The sequence below is a fragment of the Synechococcus sp. H55.8 genome (assembly GCF_047462375.1).
Taxonomy (GTDB): Bacteria; Cyanobacteriota; Cyanobacteriia; order Thermostichales; family Thermostichaceae; genus Thermostichus.
On record NZ_JANSJC010000019.1, the window covers coordinates 41,308 to 57,117 of the forward strand.

At 60.0% G+C, this 15,810-nt stretch carries 14 protein-coding genes and 2 tRNA genes; 8 read left to right on the top strand and 8 right to left on the bottom strand.

The features are described from left to right. Positions 1-2: 2 nt before the first annotated feature. On the bottom strand, positions 3-899 hold the full coding sequence (locus NW862_RS09185) for an Rpn family recombination-promoting nuclease/putative transposase (protein ID WP_414427110.1): 897 nt from the start codon (positions 897-899) through the stop codon (positions 3-5). Between the two features lie 15 nt (positions 900-914). After that, positions 915-2,375: a TldD/PmbA family protein gene (locus NW862_RS09190; protein ID WP_414367693.1), complete on the bottom strand. Its 1,461-nt coding sequence runs from the start codon at positions 2,373-2,375 to the stop codon at positions 915-917. Positions 2,376-2,664: 289 nt separating this feature from the next. Between NW862_RS09190 and NW862_RS09195 the strand changes: the two genes are divergently transcribed. Next, positions 2,665-3,285 (top strand): uracil-DNA glycosylase, encoded by a 621-nt coding sequence (locus tag NW862_RS09195; protein WP_414348894.1) that lies wholly within the window; start codon positions 2,665-2,667, stop codon positions 3,283-3,285. Positions 3,286-3,370: 85 nt separating this feature from the next. Here the strand turns inward: NW862_RS09195 and NW862_RS09200 are convergent, their stop codons facing one another. Continuing rightward, positions 3,371-4,219: a methyltransferase domain-containing protein gene (locus tag NW862_RS09200; RefSeq protein ID WP_414348879.1), complete on the bottom strand. Its 849-nt coding sequence runs from the start codon at positions 4,217-4,219 to the stop codon at positions 3,371-3,373. Positions 4,220-4,356: 137 nt separating this feature from the next. Between NW862_RS09200 and NW862_RS09205 the strand changes: the two genes are divergently transcribed. Then, complete coding sequence (locus NW862_RS09205) at positions 4,357-5,973, top strand: B12-binding domain-containing radical SAM protein (RefSeq protein WP_414332665.1); 1,617 nt, start codon at positions 4,357-4,359, stop codon at positions 5,971-5,973. Positions 5,974-5,979: 6 nt separating this feature from the next. Here NW862_RS09205 and NW862_RS09210 read toward each other — a convergent pair whose 3' ends face one another. Together NW862_RS09210 and NW862_RS09215 are read right to left on the bottom strand one after the other, a co-directional pair. Next, positions 5,980-6,498, bottom strand: a complete 519-nt coding sequence (locus NW862_RS09210) for an inorganic diphosphatase (RefSeq protein ID WP_414332700.1) — start codon at positions 6,496-6,498, stop codon at positions 5,980-5,982. 244 nt (positions 6,499-6,742) lie between these two features. Beyond that, positions 6,743-6,814: transfer RNA gene (locus NW862_RS09215), tRNA-Asn, on the bottom strand. A 198-nt stretch (positions 6,815-7,012) separates the two neighbouring features. On the opposite strand from NW862_RS09215, the gene yidC reads away from it, so the two are divergent. The 4 genes from yidC (at position 7,013) to NW862_RS09235 (ending at position 10,369) form a co-directional block, all read left to right on the top strand. Next, positions 7,013-8,203 carry a membrane protein insertase YidC gene (yidC, locus tag NW862_RS09220; RefSeq protein ID WP_414332667.1) on the top strand — a complete coding sequence of 397 codons (1,191 nt, stop codon included), beginning with the start codon at positions 7,013-7,015 and terminating at the stop codon, positions 8,201-8,203. Between the two features lie 70 nt (positions 8,204-8,273). Then, complete coding sequence (locus tag NW862_RS09225) at positions 8,274-8,867, top strand: protein jag (RefSeq protein WP_414332669.1); 594 nt, start codon at positions 8,274-8,276, stop codon at positions 8,865-8,867. A gap of 86 nt (positions 8,868-8,953) precedes the next feature. Then, positions 8,954-9,448: a YceD family protein gene (locus tag NW862_RS09230; RefSeq protein WP_414332671.1), complete on the top strand. Its 495-nt coding sequence runs from the start codon at positions 8,954-8,956 to the stop codon at positions 9,446-9,448. Positions 9,449-9,457: 9 nt separating this feature from the next. After that, entirely contained in the window at positions 9,458-10,369 is a 912-nt protein-coding gene (locus NW862_RS09235) for a homogentisate phytyltransferase (RefSeq protein WP_414332673.1), read from the top strand. A gap of 49 nt (positions 10,370-10,418) precedes the next feature. On the opposite strand, the gene NW862_RS09240 is transcribed toward NW862_RS09235, so the two are convergent. Further along, positions 10,419-11,219: a photosystem II S4 domain protein gene (locus NW862_RS09240; RefSeq protein WP_414332675.1), complete on the bottom strand. Its 801-nt coding sequence runs from the start codon at positions 11,217-11,219 to the stop codon at positions 10,419-10,421. A gap of 68 nt (positions 11,220-11,287) precedes the next feature. Between NW862_RS09240 and NW862_RS09245 the strand changes: the two genes are divergently transcribed. Continuing rightward, positions 11,288-11,360, top strand: a tRNA-His gene (locus NW862_RS09245). A gap of 30 nt (positions 11,361-11,390) precedes the next feature. Here NW862_RS09245 and NW862_RS09250 read toward each other — a convergent pair. Then, positions 11,391-13,412 carry a hydantoinase/oxoprolinase family protein gene (locus NW862_RS09250; RefSeq protein WP_414332677.1) on the bottom strand — a complete coding sequence of 674 codons (2,022 nt, stop codon included), beginning with the start codon at positions 13,410-13,412 and terminating at the stop codon, positions 11,391-11,393. A gap of 242 nt (positions 13,413-13,654) precedes the next feature. Continuing rightward, positions 13,655-14,305, bottom strand: a complete 651-nt coding sequence (locus tag NW862_RS09255; protein WP_414332679.1) for a peroxiredoxin — start codon at positions 14,303-14,305, stop codon at positions 13,655-13,657. Between the two features lie 281 nt (positions 14,306-14,586). On the opposite strand from NW862_RS09255, the gene NW862_RS09260 reads away from it, so the two are divergent. Next, positions 14,587-15,645 (top strand): hypothetical protein, encoded by a 1,059-nt coding sequence (locus tag NW862_RS09260; RefSeq protein ID WP_414427111.1) that lies wholly within the window; start codon positions 14,587-14,589, stop codon positions 15,643-15,645. Positions 15,646-15,810 lie beyond the last annotated feature (165 nt).

The window sequence follows — 15,810 nt, forward strand, 5'->3', positions numbered from 1 at the left end:
CCCTACCGACGGGCCAGCCAGGCGGTCAAGTCCTCCACGCTGTGGAAATCCAACAAAGCTTCCCCTAGCGCCTCCAGCTGCGACGGCGGCAAGGCCCAAATCTGGTTTTCCAAGGCCGGGTCAAGGGATCCCAGCTTCCGCCGCAAAAGCCGCAAAACCAGTGTTGCTTCCCCGTGTTGCAAACCCTGTTGCAAGCCCTGTTGTAAGCCCTGTTGTAAGCCCAGTTGCAGGCCTTCTTTGCGCCCTGCTTCCAACCCCTCCCGCAGAGCTTCTGCCCGCCATTCCTGGTAGATCACCGATTCCCTCATATCCAAGGACCTCATGATTTGCCGAATCAAGCCCCGATCCAATGCTAGTCCTGCCAAAACGGCTGTTGCCGCTGCCAATTCCCGCTGCTCGCTGGAGTCTGGCAAGCGCTCCAGCTCAGCAACGACTTCTCGTAAGGTTTCTCCAGGATCCTCCACCTGGCTCAAGACTCGAAAAGGCAGCAGGGCTGGCCAATCGACCCTGGCTGGCAAGTTACACTCCCAGAGGCGAACGACTTCAAACTCATGGCTTAGCCTTTCTAGGCGAAAAGAGGTTTGGAAGACCCGCTGCGAGCGCGTTTTGCGAAGATAAATGACCACCTGCCGCACCGATAGCTGGGGATATTTCCGATAGAGGCGGAGCCGATAGTCGGCCATGCGAAAGGGGATTTCAGGATCCGGATCTGTTTGAAATTCCAGATGCAAAATGCCCTGCTGTAGCCCTAGCAGAATGACCGAATCGGCTCGCATGGGCTCCTCCGACAGTTCTGTGGGCAGAAGCTGTACCGGCAGAGCTACCTCTCCCATCAGCCAACGGGCAAACTGCTCCGGAAAGCGCTCCGCCAGGTACTTGCAGATGTTGTCGTAGGCCATGGGGGATCCCTGAAACTAGCGCCCGCCCACGGTGATAGAGTCCACCTTGATGTGGGGCTGACCCACAGTAACGTAGATGCTGCCGCTGACAGAACCGCAGAAGCCAGGCGCCAGGCGGAGATCCTTGGAGCACATGGAGATCTTGGTCAAGATATCCTTGGCTTCTCCAATCAGCGTGGCTCCCTTGAGAGGCTTGGTGATTTTGCCATTTTGGATGAGATAGGCTTCTTCCACGGCAAAGTTAAATTGGCCAGTGGGGCCGACACTGCCGCCCCCCATGCGCTTGCAGTAGATGCCTTTGTCAATAGAGGCAAACAGGTCGTCCAGTTCGGCGTCGCCGGGGGCGATGTAGGTGTTGCGCATGCGGCTGGCAGGGGCAAAGGTGTAGTTTTGCCGGCGACCACTGCCGGTGCGGGGATGGCCGGTGCGCATGGAGCCGGCCCGGTCGGCCAGGAAGTTTTTCAAAATGCCCTTTTCAATGAGCAGGGTGCGCTGGACGGGCATGCCCTCGTCGTCCACGTCCAGGCTGCCAAAGGCCCCCTCGGAAAGCCCCTCGTCCCAGGCGGTGAGGTTTTTGTGGGCAATTTTCTGGCCTTTTTTGTCGGCAAAGGGAGTGGTTTTGCGCTCGATCTGGGTCGTTTCCAAGAGATGCCCACAGGCCTCGTGGAAGATGACGCCGCCAAAGGCGTTGGACATTACAATCGGGTAGGTGCCCGATTCCACATAGTCGGCATAGAGCATCTGGCCGGCGGCTTCTGCCAGCTCCTGGCTGTGGGCTACGAGATCCCAGCGGCGCAAAAAGTCGGGATCCCTGGTGCCCCCTGCGCGCTGGCTAACGGAAGCGCGATGATCCCCATCGGCACAGAGCAGGGTAGAACTAACCGACTGGGTAAGGCGGATGTCGCGCACAAAGGTGCCGTCGCTGCAGGCCACCAGGATCTCCTGCCAGTCACGGAAGTAGTTGGTGCGGCGGGACTGAACATGGTGAGCTTGCCGCTTCAGCTCTGCGTTGGCCCGCAGCAGGATCTCCCCCATCTCGGCAAGGGAGCTGCATTCCTTGAGCCAGCCGTCTTTACCGCGGCGCTCGGCGTAGTCCTGGAGCAGCCCTAGGTTGACGGTGGAGACCAAAGCAGCAGGGCCAGGGGGGGTGAGGCCCATCAAGAGCAGGCCTTTTTCTAGGGCAGCTTTGAGGCCGGCAAAGGAGAGATCGTTGGTGCTGACGTAGCAGTCGGCCAGGCCGCGAAACACCCGCACCCCCGCGCCGGTGGAAAGTCGAGGGGTGATGCTGGTGAGGGTGTCGTCTTCCGCCAGGCAACTGATGGAGTTAGCCCGCTCCAGGAAGATCTCCACCAGATCGGCGCCGGCAGCCCGCCCCCAGCCCAAGAGAGTTGCAAGGGGATCCCGCCAATCCTCGCCGAAGCGCTGCAGGGTGGGGCGGTAGTCGAGGTTGGGCAGTTCTTTGGATAAAAGCAGCATAGTAGGCCGAGAGCACTCAAAAGAGGGAAAGGGCAGGCTAGATGCCGCCATCTTTTGCTCCCTCAGTTTAACAAGACGTAAAGGCTGCCCTTTTGGGGAAAGAGACTCCAAGCTTGACAAGGGCAGAGGAGCGGCCGAAGATCGCTGCACAAGGATCCCTCACCTTGCAATGGCTGCCAAGAAAAGACCCTCGGAGCTTCAGCCCAGCCTATTTGACGATCCCCTAGAGCCACCTGCCTCTGCAACGGAGACGCTTCCCCAATGGGATCAGATCCCGCTCTCGGCTCAGGTGCCCATTCCCCCCGGCACCTATCGGGATCTAGAACAACTGGAGCAGCACTGCCGAGTCTGCCAGCGCTGTGAGTTGGCGGCCAACCGTACCTATGTGGTGGTGCACCGAGGTAACCCTAAAGCCAAGATCGTGATTGTTGGCGAGGGGCCGGGGGAAAACGAAGATCTGCAAGGCCTGCCCTTTGTAGGTAAGTCCGGCCAGTTGCTGGACAAGATCCTGGCCTCGGTGGGGCTGGATCCCGAGCGGGATACCTACATCTGCAATGTGGTCAAGTGCCGCCCCCCCAACAACCGCGTACCCACCCAGGCGGAGATGGACGCCTGCCGACCCTATCTCTTGGAGCAGATTCGCCTGGTGGATCCCTGGATCATTTTGTTGACGGGGGCCACTTCGGTGCGCTCCCTTTTGGGGGATAAGCGGGGCATTACCAAGATCCGCGGCGAGTGGATCCAGTGGCAGGGGCGCTGGTGCATGCCCATCTTCCACCCCGCCTACTTGCTGCGCAACCCTGACCGCACCCCCGGCAGCCCCAAGTGGTTGATGTGGCAGGATATTCAGGCGGTGAAGCAGAAGTACCTAGAACTTGCTGGCGCAACGCCACCCCAGCAGGACTTTTGAGCCCACTTTCCCTGTCGCTTACGTGGCCAGCGCTGCTGCCCTCACCCCCAGCCCCTCTCCCTTGGGAGAGGGGGGTATGGGATCCCTAACTTGCAGGCTTGAAGCCGCTCAGCAAGCCAAAGCGCAGCAAGCCGGTGGCATAGGCCCGCCGCATCAGGCCCAGCCCCAGCGCCCCACGAACGGTGACCCAGCCGCTGCGCACCAAAGCCGGGATCCACCGCCAATCGCGAGCCGAGGCAATTACCTCATCCCAAAAGGGGGCCACCCGCTCCGACCAGTCGGCGGTGCGCAACTGCTCGAACCCCACCTCTTGGGCCAGTGCTTCATACTCCGACAAGCTGATGACATAGGGCAGGCAGTACACGTCGTAGATCTGCTGCAAAAGCCGCTGATCCTGGCGGCTCAGGGATCCCTCGCGGTGGCACCAGGTCACCACCATCATCTGCCCGCCCGGCTGCAAGACCCGCCAGCCCTCGGCCAGAAACCGCCGCTTATCTGGCATGTGCTCGCCGCTTTCCAGAGCCCAGACCAGATCGAAGGTGTGGTCGGCAAAGGGCATTTCCAGGGCATCGGCCACCCAAAAGCGCACCCTGTGGCTCAGGCCGGCCTCCTGGGCCCGCTGCGTGGCCCGTCGGGCCTGGACAGGGCTGAGGGTAATGCCTGTTACCTCGGCGCCAAAGCGCCGCGCCAGCTCCAGGCTGCTCCCTCCAATGCCACAGCCGAGATCGAGGATGTGCTGAGGGGGTTTAGGATCCCCGATCTGGCCCCATTGAATCACTCGCTCCATGAGATCGATCTGGGCTTGGCGGCGATCCTTGCCGGTCTGGCCCGGCTCATAGTAGCCGTGGTGCATGTGCTCCCCCCACACCTGCTCCCACAGGCCGGAGGAAGCATCGTAGAAGCGGCGGATGCGTTGGTTGAGGGGGGAAGCCATCCAGGTAGGAGCGGGTCGGGATCCCTTCCATTCTGGACGATCTGGCCGTCCCTGCTGGCCCTGGACGCAGCCTGACAAAACCCCGATTAAGCTGGGAAAGTAGGCCCTTGCCGCCCATCCCCCTTTCTTAGACTGCCTTGGCCACCTCGGAATTGGCTCTGGAACAGCTTCTCTTCACCCCGGCCACACCTGCGCCTGACGCGGTGCGGGTCATCTACGCCTTTCCCAACACCTACTCGGTAGGGATCACCAGCCTCGGCTACCAGGTCATCTGGAGCCTGCTGGCCAGCCGCCGCGAGGTGGCGGTCGCCCGCCTGTTTACCGACCTGGCCGAGCCGCTGCCGCGGGATCCGGAGCTGGTGGGTTTTTCCCTGTCTTGGGAGCTGGACTACGTCCATATCCTGGATCTGTTGGAACGACAGGGGATCCCCCTCCAGGCCGAGGCGCGGGAAGAAGCGCATCCCTTGGTTTTTGGCGGCGGCCCGGTGTTGACGGCCAACCCTGAGCCCTTTGCTGCGTTCTTTGACTTGATCCTGCTGGGAGACGGGGAAGGCCTGGTGGAGCAGATGATCCAGACCTATCAGCAGGTGCGGCAGGGATCCCGGGCCGAAAAGCTGCAGGCGCTGGCTCAGGTGCCGGGGATCTACGTGCCCAGCCTCTACGAAGTCCACTACCGCGGCCCCGACGGCCCGGTGGAAAAGGTCATTCCCAAGCGGGACGGGATCCCCAGCTCCATCCGCAAGCACACCTTCCGCGGCAACACCCTCTCGGTGTCCACCGTGGTTACCCCCAAAGCGGCCTGGGAGAGCATCTACATGGTGGAGGTGGTGCGCAGTTGCCCCGAGATGTGCCGCTTTTGCCTGGCCAGCTACCTAACTTTGCCTTTCCGGGCGGCCGACGTAGAAGGGCATCTGATCCCGGCGGTGGAGCGGGGGTTGCAGGTTACCCAGCGGATTGGCCTTTTGGGGGCTTCGGTAACCCAGCACCCCCAGTTTGAGCCGTTGCTGGAGTACCTGGCGCAGGATCGCTTTGAGCAGGTGCGCCTTAGCCTGGCCTCGGTGCGCACGGGCACGGTCACGCCTCGCTTGGCGCAAGTGCTTTCCCGCCGCGGCAGCCAGTCCATTACCGTGGCCATTGAAAGCGGCTCAGAACGGCTGCGCCGGATCGTCAACAAGAAGCTGACCAATGAAGAGATCTTGGCGGCGGCCGCCCACGCCCAGGCCGGCGGACTGAAGGGGATCAAGTTCTACGGCATGGTGGGGATCCCGGCGGAAACCCAGGCCGACCTGGAAGCGACGGTTGCTCTTTTCAAGGAGCTCAAGAAGGCGGCTCCCCGCCTGCGCTTGACTTTGGGCTGTAGCACCTTTGTGCCCAAGGCCCACACCCCCTTCCAGTGGCAGGGGGTGGATCCCCAGGCCGAGAAAAAGCTGCAGTGGTATCAAAAACATCTGCGTCCCCTGGGCGTGGAGTTCCGTCCCGAAAGCTACAGTTGGTCGGTGATCCAAGCCCTCATCTCGCGGGGGGATCGGCGGGTGGCCCGAGTCTTGCAGTTGGCGCGGCAGTGGGGCGAGTCTCTGGGCAGCTTCCGCCGCGCCTTCAAAGAGCTCAAGGGACAACTGCCGCCCTTGGACTACTACGTGCACAGCGACTGGGATCCAGTGGATCCTCTGCCTTGGCAGCACATCGAAGGCCCTCTCACCCCAGAGCGACTGTTACAACATCGCCAGGAAGCTTTTTCGGTTGGCAGCTCTTGAAGGTGCCTACTTGGGCTGTTTGTAGGCGGCAATGCTACTGGCAATGATCGCCTCGGCTTCGGCCAAGCCTTTCCAGCCCAAGATTTGGGTTTCCTTCTTTTCCAGGCGCTTGTAGGTGGCAAAAAACTCCGCAATCTCATCCAGGCGGTGCTGGGCAATGTCCTCCAGCTTGGTTACCGAAGCGTAGCGGGGATCCTTAGCGGGCACACACAGCAACTTCTCATCCGGATCCCCGCCGTCGATCATCTGCAGCATGCCCAACGGGCGCACCGTGACCACACAGCCGGGGAAGGTGGGCTGATCCATAATCACCAAGCCATCCAAGGGATCCCCATCTCCGGCCAGCGTGTTGGGCACAAAGCCGTAATCGTAAGGATACTGCACCGAGGAGTAGAGCACCCGATCCAGCGCCATCGCCCCCATGTCTTTGTCGAACTCATACTTGTTTTTGCTGCCGCCGGGGATCTCAATCAAAATGTTGAGCAGGCCGGGCTTCGGTTGGGCAGGGATCCGCGACAGGTCGATCACAGCAGGCACCCTCAAAGTGGGAATAGACAGCCAGAGGGTATTTTGACATACTCCCTGCCGCAAAAGATAGAGGGACGCTTTGCCGGGAGCAGCCAACCGGCGAGGCAGGCTCCTCAGCCGGCCTTCACATCCCTTCTCCCCCCATCGGGAGGTGCCCCATCCTCGATAAGACCGAAGACTTGGCCTTCGCCCCCAAGCATGCGGGATCCCGATCCAGCTTTTCGATACAATTGCGGACACACTCCCCGGGCAAGATTCGAACTTGCGACCAATCGGTTAACAGCCGACCGCTCTACCGCTGAGCTACCGAGGATTAAGCGTTTTCCATCATAGGAGAAAAAAGCACCGCTAGGCAACTGCCGATGAGGAGCTCTTGGGTGGCCTTGGGATCCCCAGTTCAGATTGTGCGTGGGTTTGTCAACCCTGCTCTAGCGGAAAGTCCGGGAAAACGTCCTCGTCAACCGGACGGAAGCCATTACAATAGGTTACGGACATTCGCCAGCACCCCCTCATGGACTTCGGAGTCGGATTCCTCTCCAACAACGTCATGCTGCCGATCCTGGACTTTTTCTATGGGATCGTGCCCAGCTATGGACTGGCCATTATCTTCCTGACGTTGGTGATCCGCTTTGCTCTCTACCCGCTCAATGTCGGATCCATCCGCAACATGCGACGCATGAAGGTGATCAACCCTGTCATGCAGCGGCGGATGCGAGAAATCCAGGAGCAGTATCGGGACGATCCGCAAAAGCTGCGCGAAGCCCAGGCCAAGCTGTACAGCGAGCTGGGGGCCAATCCCTTGGGGGGCTGCCTGCCGCTGCTCATTCAAATGCCGGTGCTGTTTGCCCTGTTTGCCACCCTGCGGGGATCCCCCTTTGCCGCAGTGACCTACGACGTCAACTTGCAGATCCTGCCGGCGGAGGTGGCGGCTGAGGTGGTGCCCGCTCCCTACGTTAGCCCCAGCAAGAACATTTTTGTGACCGATTCTCTCCATAAGCCGGTGGTGCTGGTGGTGCCTAAGGGTACCAAGATCGCCGTCGGGGAAGAGGTGCAATTTTTGCTGCAGGGGCCGGGGGGCAAGCCCTTTGAGCAGTTGGTGACAGAAGCAGGTGGGGATCCCAACCTGTTGCAGCCCACCTGGAAGATCACCAAAGGGGAAGATCGCGCCCAGATCCAGCCAGACGGCACCTTGCTGGCCCTGCAGCCGGGGGACGTGACTGTGCAAGTGTCGATTCCCGGTTTGGCCTCGGATACCGGTTTCCTGTTCATCGACAAGTTGGGCCGTGTGGGAGCCTTTGACCCGGATGGCACCATCCACTGGGACATCATTGCCATGATCGTCATCTTTGGGGTGTCCATTTACCTGAACCAGTACCTGACGAACGCCGGACAGGATATGGGCAAAGAGGATCCCAGCCAGAGTTCCATGGCTCGTGTTACCCCGGTGCTGTTCTCGGCGATGTTCCTGTTTTTCCCGTTGCCGGCGGGGGTCTTGCTCTACATCCTCGTCTCCAACATCTTCCAAACGGTGCAGACTTTCTTGCTCTCGCGGGAGCCATTGCCGGAGAACTTGCAGCAGTTGGTGGAAGAGGAGCGCCGTCGGGCTGCCCAGACAATAGCGGTGGAGGCCAAGGAAGTGGAGAAATCGAGCAAGCCCAGGGCAGCCAAGGAAGGCCGTGAATCCCTGCCCTTTGAGCCCTAGGGAAGCCTAGCTGCTGGGGTGGACTTGTTGAGTGTTGATAGCTCACTTTCAACGTTGGAAGCTGCCCAAGATGAGCCGCCCTAAGTCTTCTACGGGATCTGCCGCTAAGAAATCTGACTCCCCCAGCAAGTCCACCTTTGTGGCCAACCAAGAGCGAGCCAAGCAGTGGTTGCAGCAGGTGCTGATGGCCATGGGGATCGCGGCGGAGGTGCGGGTGGTGGGTGAGGTGTTGGAAATCGAGGCGGCTTCTTTGACTTCGGATCAGAAGCAACTCCTGCTCTCCAAGGTGTCTGCATCGCCCTTGCCGTCTTCCAAAGAGGCCGGTCTGGAGGAAGAGCGCTCTCCTGTGGTGCTGGATGCGTTGCAATACCTGGCCAACACCCTTCTCAACCTCAACCTGCCGGAAGACCAGCAGCAGCCCTATATTTTGGATCTGGACGGCTATCGTCAGCGGCGTTTGCAGGAGCTGAAGGCTTTGGTGGCTGCTGCTGTGGAAAAGGTGAGAGCCGGTGGCCGCGAATACGAGTTTCCAGATCTCTCGGCTGCTGAGCGGCGGCAGATCCACACGCTGCTGAAAGACCCTGCCTACGCCGATTTGGAAACCTTCAGCCGTGGTAAAGAGCCCGACCGTCGCCTGGTGATCCGACTGGCTTCCTCGTCCTGAAAATTTGGGCCGCGACCCGTTGCGCTCTCTTGCTACCCTGACAACAGGGATCCCTGCTACCCAAAACGTGCGAAGGAGGGGGCGCGATGTTAAGGCCCATTCGTCTATCCGATCTGCGGCAGATGCCAGGTCAGACCCAGGCGTTGCAGTTCAAGCAATTTTTTGCGGGCTTTGAGAGCTTGACCCCTGTCGAGGGATCCCTAGAAGTCAGCCATCGGGGCCACTTTCTCGAGGTCAGTGCCGAAGCCCACACCATTGTGACTCTCACCTGTCACCGTTGCCTACAGCAGTTTAACCACCGGCTGCATCTGGCAGTTGAGGAGATCATCCTGATCCGGGAGCCCAGTTCCGAGCCTCTGCCCTTGGAGCTGGAATTGCAAGACGAAGCAGATCTGCTGGAGAGCCTGCCCTGCAATGGTGAGCTGGATGTCGAAGACTGGATGTACCAGCACCTACATCTGCAGATGCCCCGCCAGTTGCCCTGCCGTCCCGATTGTCCGGGCATTGGGGTGGAATCTCCCGCGCCGGCGGTGGATCCCCGCTGGGCAGCTTTGGCCTCTTTCTTGAAAGATTCTCCCTAGCTTTTTTGAATGTTGCGTCCACAAGTTCTCTGGCGTTTTGCTCGGCCTCACACCGTCTATGGCACCAGCGCCAGCGTGCTGGGCCTCTACCTGTTGGCGGGGTTCGTGGCTGCCGGATCCCTGCAACCGGTTCTCTCGGCGCTGCCCCAATTGGGCTTGGCTTGGGCGGCCTGTTTGGCGGCCAACGTCTACATCGTCGGCTTGAATCAACTGACGGATGTGGAAATCGATCGCGTCAACAAACCCCATTTGCCCTTGGCTGCCGGATGCCTGAGTTGGCGACAGGGGCTGGGGATCGTCGTGGCTTGTGGGGCGGCGTCCCTCCTGCTGGCCGCGGCTGGGATCCCTTACCTGTTGCTGACGGTGCTGTTGAGCAATGGGATCGGCACGGCCTATTCGTTGCCCCCCTTGCGTTTGAAGCGGTTTCCGCTGGCGGCCTCGGCTTGCATTTACAGCGTGCGCGGTTTGATCGTCAATTTGGGCCTTTACAGCCATTTTCAGCAGGTGATGCAAGGAAGGGTCGAGCTTTCTGCTCCGATTGTTTGGCTAACGGGATTTATGTCGATTTTCGGCTTGGTGATCGCCCTTTTTAAAGATATTCCCGACATGGAGGGGGATCGCCAGTTTGCCATTGCCACCTTCTCATTGCGCTTTGGGCCAGAGCGGATTTCAAGGTTTTGTATCACCATTTTGGCCTTTTGCTATCTGGGGTTTATCGGGGTGGGGATCTCCTTGCCCCTCGCGGGCAACGGCCTCTGGCTGTTGGTGGGTCATTTGTTAGGGCTGGGGATCCTCTTAGGCTATGGTGTCCACCTCGATCTCAGTCGCCGAGATGCGATCGTTGGTTATTATCAACTGATCTGGAAGTTGTTTTACTTAGAGTATTTGCTTTATCCTTGGGCTTTTTTCTCTTTTTTCTAGAGCATTTTCCTGTAGCTAAGGATCTGCCCAAGCTCAGGCCAGAAAAAACCTAGAGATACCGCTTCATTTGGACTCGAAAGCGGCCTTTCTTTGTTTCGGCTACCTCTTCAATTTGCAGCCGGCCGCGGCCACGAATGGCGATCCAATCCTGAGGGCCAACGGTGTAGCTGGCTTGGGTAATGGGCTTCCAATTGACCCGCACTTCCCCCCGTTGGATTTCTTCCACCATCTTGCTGCGGGAGATGCCGAACCCGGCTGAGGCCACTGCATCCAAGCGCAAAGAGGCTTCCACGCTGGTGATGGATTTGACGCGGGGGGGTTGAACTTTCAACTGGCTCAGAGGGATCCGGCTCACTTTGACAGGCACCGTGCGCACCTGAGTCAGGTTGAGGCTGAGATAGTCCACCAGTTCGGGCACCACAATGGCCTGGGCACCTGAGTCTCCCAACACGAGGATGTCTCCCACCTTCTCGCGGGCGATGCCGGCTGCCAACAAGGCTCCCAGAAAATCCCGGTGGGTGGCCGGGTCGAACAGGAAGTTGCCTTGAATCTGCAGGGCGGCCAAGGGGATCCCTTCTTGATCGGGCTTTGGATCCCCGACCTCCAGACTCACTTCAGAGCGAGCCAGGGCCAAGCGTTGGCGCTCTGCCTGGGGGTACCCTCCCCAAGCCCACACTTGGAGTTCGGTCAAGTTGCGCAGCCGAGCTTGCACCTCGGCTAGTTCGGGTGGGGAAAGGAAGTCGCTCCAGACCACTTGCCAGGTTTTGAGGGCTTGGTCTCCCCAATCCAAGACCCGTGCCAGGGTTTCTCGATACTCTGCCCCTTGCAGTAAATCGGCTTTGGGTAGCATTTTGGGGTGCTTCGACTTTGTAGCTCAGTCCCGTTTTTCCCATGCTAAGCTAGATACCCGAAATCCTGGCGGGCGTAGCCAAGCGGTTAAGGCAGAGGATTGTGGATCCTCCATTCGTGGGTTCGAGTCCCATCGTCCGCCCTCACCTCTCTCCCAACGTGAGAGATGAGTTCATCCGCAGCTCAAGACCAAGGTTCCCACGGCGTCAATGGCAGCCGTCCAACCGGCGTCGATTACCGCAGTTGCCTCCGGCATCTCGACGATCGCCGGCCCGCGCAGTTGAAACCCCACACCCATGCGCTGCCGATCGTAGACCGGCACTGACCGCATCTGGCCGCCCATCCAGGCCTCTCGCCGCCCCTTGAGGGGATCCCCTGGCAAAGGGCAAGGTGCAGTCAGAGGCACGGTGGGCAGAGCCTGCACCGCCCGCAGACGCAACTGGATCGCCTCCACCGGCTGGGCCGAATCCTGCCAGCCATAGCGCTGCCGGTGGGCCTGGTGAAACTGTTGTTCCAGGCGAGCAATCGGCTCTGACAGGTGCACCGGGATCTCCAGCTCGAAAGACTGGCCGCGATAGCGCAAGTCCAAGCTAAAGTGCAGCGCCGGCTCTTGTAAGTCGGCTTGGGCCTGGCGGATCAGGGGTTCTGCCCACTGGGCTAGCAGGGATCCCCCTGAATCCGACGCCAGCCGCTGCAAGGGTTGTAGGATGGCCCGCCGGTAGTCCCGCCGCAGATCGGCCAAAGCCATGCCCAGTGCCGAGAGCACGCCACAGGCAGCCGGGATCAAGATCTTGCGGATGCCCAGCTCTTCCGCCAGAGCACAGGCATGCATGGGCCCAGCTCCACCAAAGGCCAGCAGGGCAAAATCGGCAGGATCCCAGCCCCGCTCCACGCTGATCACCCGCAAGGCCCGTGACATGGCAGCGTTGGCCAGGGTGCGAATGCCAACGGCAGTTTCCTGCAAGCTCAAGCCCAAGGGATCCGCCAGCGTGGCTATGGCTTGTTCCGCCAGCTCCCGCCGCAACTGGACGGAGTCGCCCAACCGACCGCCGTCCGGCAAGTACCCCAGCCAGAGGTTGGCATCGGTCACCGTGGGAGCCGTTCCCCCTCGGCCGTAGCCGGCCGGCCCGGGGTTGGAGCCGGCACTCTCCGGCCCCACCTGCAGCCCACCGCCCGGCAACAAAGAGGCCAGGGATCCGCCGCCGGCGCTGACGGTGTGGATATCGATTTGGGGCTGCTGCACCGGCAGGCCGCACACCACCGCTGACGGGCTGACCTGAGGGATCCCATCTTGGATGAGGGCTACATCGGTGCTGGTTCCCCCCATATCGAAGCTGAGCAAGTGGAGGTAGCCGCTCAGGCGACCCAGATAGGCCGCCCCGTAAACCCCACCTGCCGGCCCCGAGAGCAAAGCCACCGAAGCGTGGGCCGCCGCCTGGGCAATCGAGGTCACCCCGCCGGAAGACTGCATGATCAAGGGTTGGGGGATCCCTCTCTCTCGACATCCTGAATCCAAGCGGTGCAGGTAGCCCGCCAGCGCCGGGCTGAGGTAGGCATCGAGGGCGGTGGTGCTGAAGCGCTCGTATTCCCGAAACTCCGGCGCTACCTCGCAAGACAAGGAAACGTGCAAGTCAGGGAAAGCCTCTTTCAAAGCGGCTCCCAGCCGCTGCTCATGCTCTGGGTAGAGAAAGGAAAACAAAAACCCCACCCCCACGGCGCGGATCCCGTCCTGCCGCACCCGCTCGCCCACCGCCTGGATCACGCGGCGGATCTCCTCCTCGGTCAGCGGCTCCAACACCCCGTCCACGCTGCAACGCTCCTTCACCTCCAGGCAACAGTGGCGGGGTACCACCGGCTCCGGCTTGGGCTGCGTCAAGTCATACAGAGAGGGGCGGTTTTGACGGCCAATGGCCAGCACATCGCGAAAACCCGCCGTGGTCAGAAACAGGGTGGGGGATCCCTTGCGCTCCAGCAGCGCGTTGGTGGCCACCGTCATGCCATGGCAGAACAAGTCAACCCAGAGCCCCCCTTTGAGCGCACCCAGCTTGTCCAGCGCTGCCAAGACCCCCTCCTCAGGGCTAGGTGTAGAGAGCACCTTCGCCGTCTGAATCTGGCCATCCTGCAAGAGCACCAGATCGGTAAAGGTGCCGCCCACATCGATCCCCAAGCGAGCCCAGCCTCGGCTTGCTGTCATCTGATCCAGATTGGTCGGATGTGACATACTCCCGACTCACGCCTAGTGATTTGGTACCTTGAAGCGGGGCTTGCCGGAACTGTCACCCTTATCGTATCTTCCCATAGGGCATTCCCCCAGCGCCCTGGCTCTGATCCCGACAGCCATCCTGAGGATAGGGTGCGGGGTTTCCCGCCAAAAAAAGATCCCCAAGAGGGGATCCCAATCGAGCCGATCACCAATCGGTTGGATTGCCGAGACTTTTACTTGTTGGGCTGAGGGGTGACCCGCAGGTAGGGCTTAATTTCCTTGTAGCCTTTCGGGAACTTTTCTTTGAGCACTTCCGGATCTTTCAGCGAAGGCGGGATAATGACATCGTCGCCGTCTTTCCAGTCGGCAGGGGTGACGACGCTGTACTTATCCGTCAACTGTAGAGCATCGATGGCCCGCAAAAGCTCGTCGAAGTTGCGGCCCGTGCTGGCCGGATAGGTGAGGATGAGGCGTATCTTCTTGTTGGGATCGATAACGAACACCGAGCGCACCGTCAAGGGCAGCCCTTCTTGGTTGAGGTTGGTTTGATCCAACATGCCGTAGAGCTGCGAGACCTTGCGGTCAACGTCCGCCAAAATTGGGTAGGTCAAGGTAGCGTTCTGGGTTTCCTCAATGTCTTTCACCCAGCCAACGTGGGAGTCCACATCGTCCACACTGAGGGCCAGCACCTTCACCCCTCGCTTTTCAAATTCGGGCATCAGCTTGGCAACAGTACCCAGCTCGGTGGTGCAGACCGGCGTGTAGTCGGCAGGGTGGGAGAACAACACTACCCAGCTATCCCCGGCCCAGGAATAGAAGTCGATTTCGCCGTGGGTGGACTTTTGCGTAAAATTGGGAGCCGTATCGCCAAGTCGGAGAGACATACGCTCTTTCTCCTCAGTAAAGGGTTCAGTCCGGTGAGGTCAGGATCCGGATCCTTGCATCGATCCGTCTGCTGTCTATTTTGCCACAAAAACTCCACTTTTCCGAGCGGATTTTAGGAGATTTTAAGATCATCGCCAACTTGCCCGCAAGGTGAGAAGCCCTTTCCTAATGTGAACAATTGTTGTGGGCAGTCTTAACATTCTGTAGTTTCCTTACAGGCTGCAACGGCGGCGTGCTAGGGGTATTGTAGACAACAGAATCTAGCTCCTCTGCTGAGGTCATGGGATCGATGGAAAGCCCAGAAGCAGCTACACCTTACAGCCTGGCCACCCTGTGGGCCCAAAAATATGTAGACAAGTTGCGGGCACAGGCGGCCTTGGGCGAGCTGCCAGGTACCCAATTAGCCGACAAAGTGAAGGGATCCCTGCGCTTTGCCAGCTCCCAGGCCTGGGCAAAAACGGAGCGGCTCTTGGCTGCTGAAATCCCGAGGCAGCGGCTGGATCCGGACTTGATCGATCCCTGGCAAATTGCCGAGGATTCCCGCGAGTTATTTGAAAAGGCAGCGGAAAGTTGGGGGGAGGGCCTCTCCCCGGCCCGCTTTTCGGTAAAGATCGCGCCGTTCTGTGGACGGCTGCGGGCCCGCTACAGTGAACGGGATCCGCGGGTGCTGGGCTTTTTAAGTATGCAATTCCACTACACGGGGCAAATGGTCTCGCAAGCCTTGTCACCTCAGGAGCGCGGCCTCTTCCACCCCTACTTGAAGGTCATGGACGACCACCTGTACATGCCCCTGCAGAGGATGTACGAGGGTGCCGCTGTTCACGCCAGCGACAACGCTTCTTCCGCCTCTTTGCTGGCTGTTCAGGAACTGCTGCCCATCGTAACCAGTGTGGCGGAATTTATCTGTGCCGAAGTGGCTCAGCGTTTCCCGGACTATCGCTGCGAAAGCGGCCTCTTGACGGATCTGGAAGTGCGGATCTCCAGCATCCGCGATGTGGAGATGTTCCAGGTGTACCTGGGCCTCTGTGCCCTGGAAGGCAACGTGGCCGCTGTCCAACAAGAGCTGTTTCCCCTTTGTGTGATGCTGTACCCCCCTTTGAAGGTGGAGTGGAAACTGGTGCGGCAGATGTTGGAGCTGTTGGATCAGGCTTTGCACTCTCGTCTCAGCCCAGCTAGCTACACCTTCCTCCTGCCTTACCTGCAAGCTGTACAGGGGATGTTCTCTCTGGAGGTTTTCCCCGAAAGCGACCCCATCTGGAGCCATCATCCCGATGTGCTGCGCTATATGGGAACGGCGCAGAAGCTGCTGCAAGAACTGGTCAGTCAGGAAGTCACTTAAAAATCCTCACGCTTGTCCATCTCCGTCTTTGCAGCAGGAGGGCTGTTAGGCTAGCGCTATTCCAATCCGCTGGGATCTACGGATTGTGCAGGAAAGGGTTGGGATCCACCAGCTCGGCCACAAATTGGTGCAGGATGGGCAGGTAGCGCTCCCCGGCCACCTGGA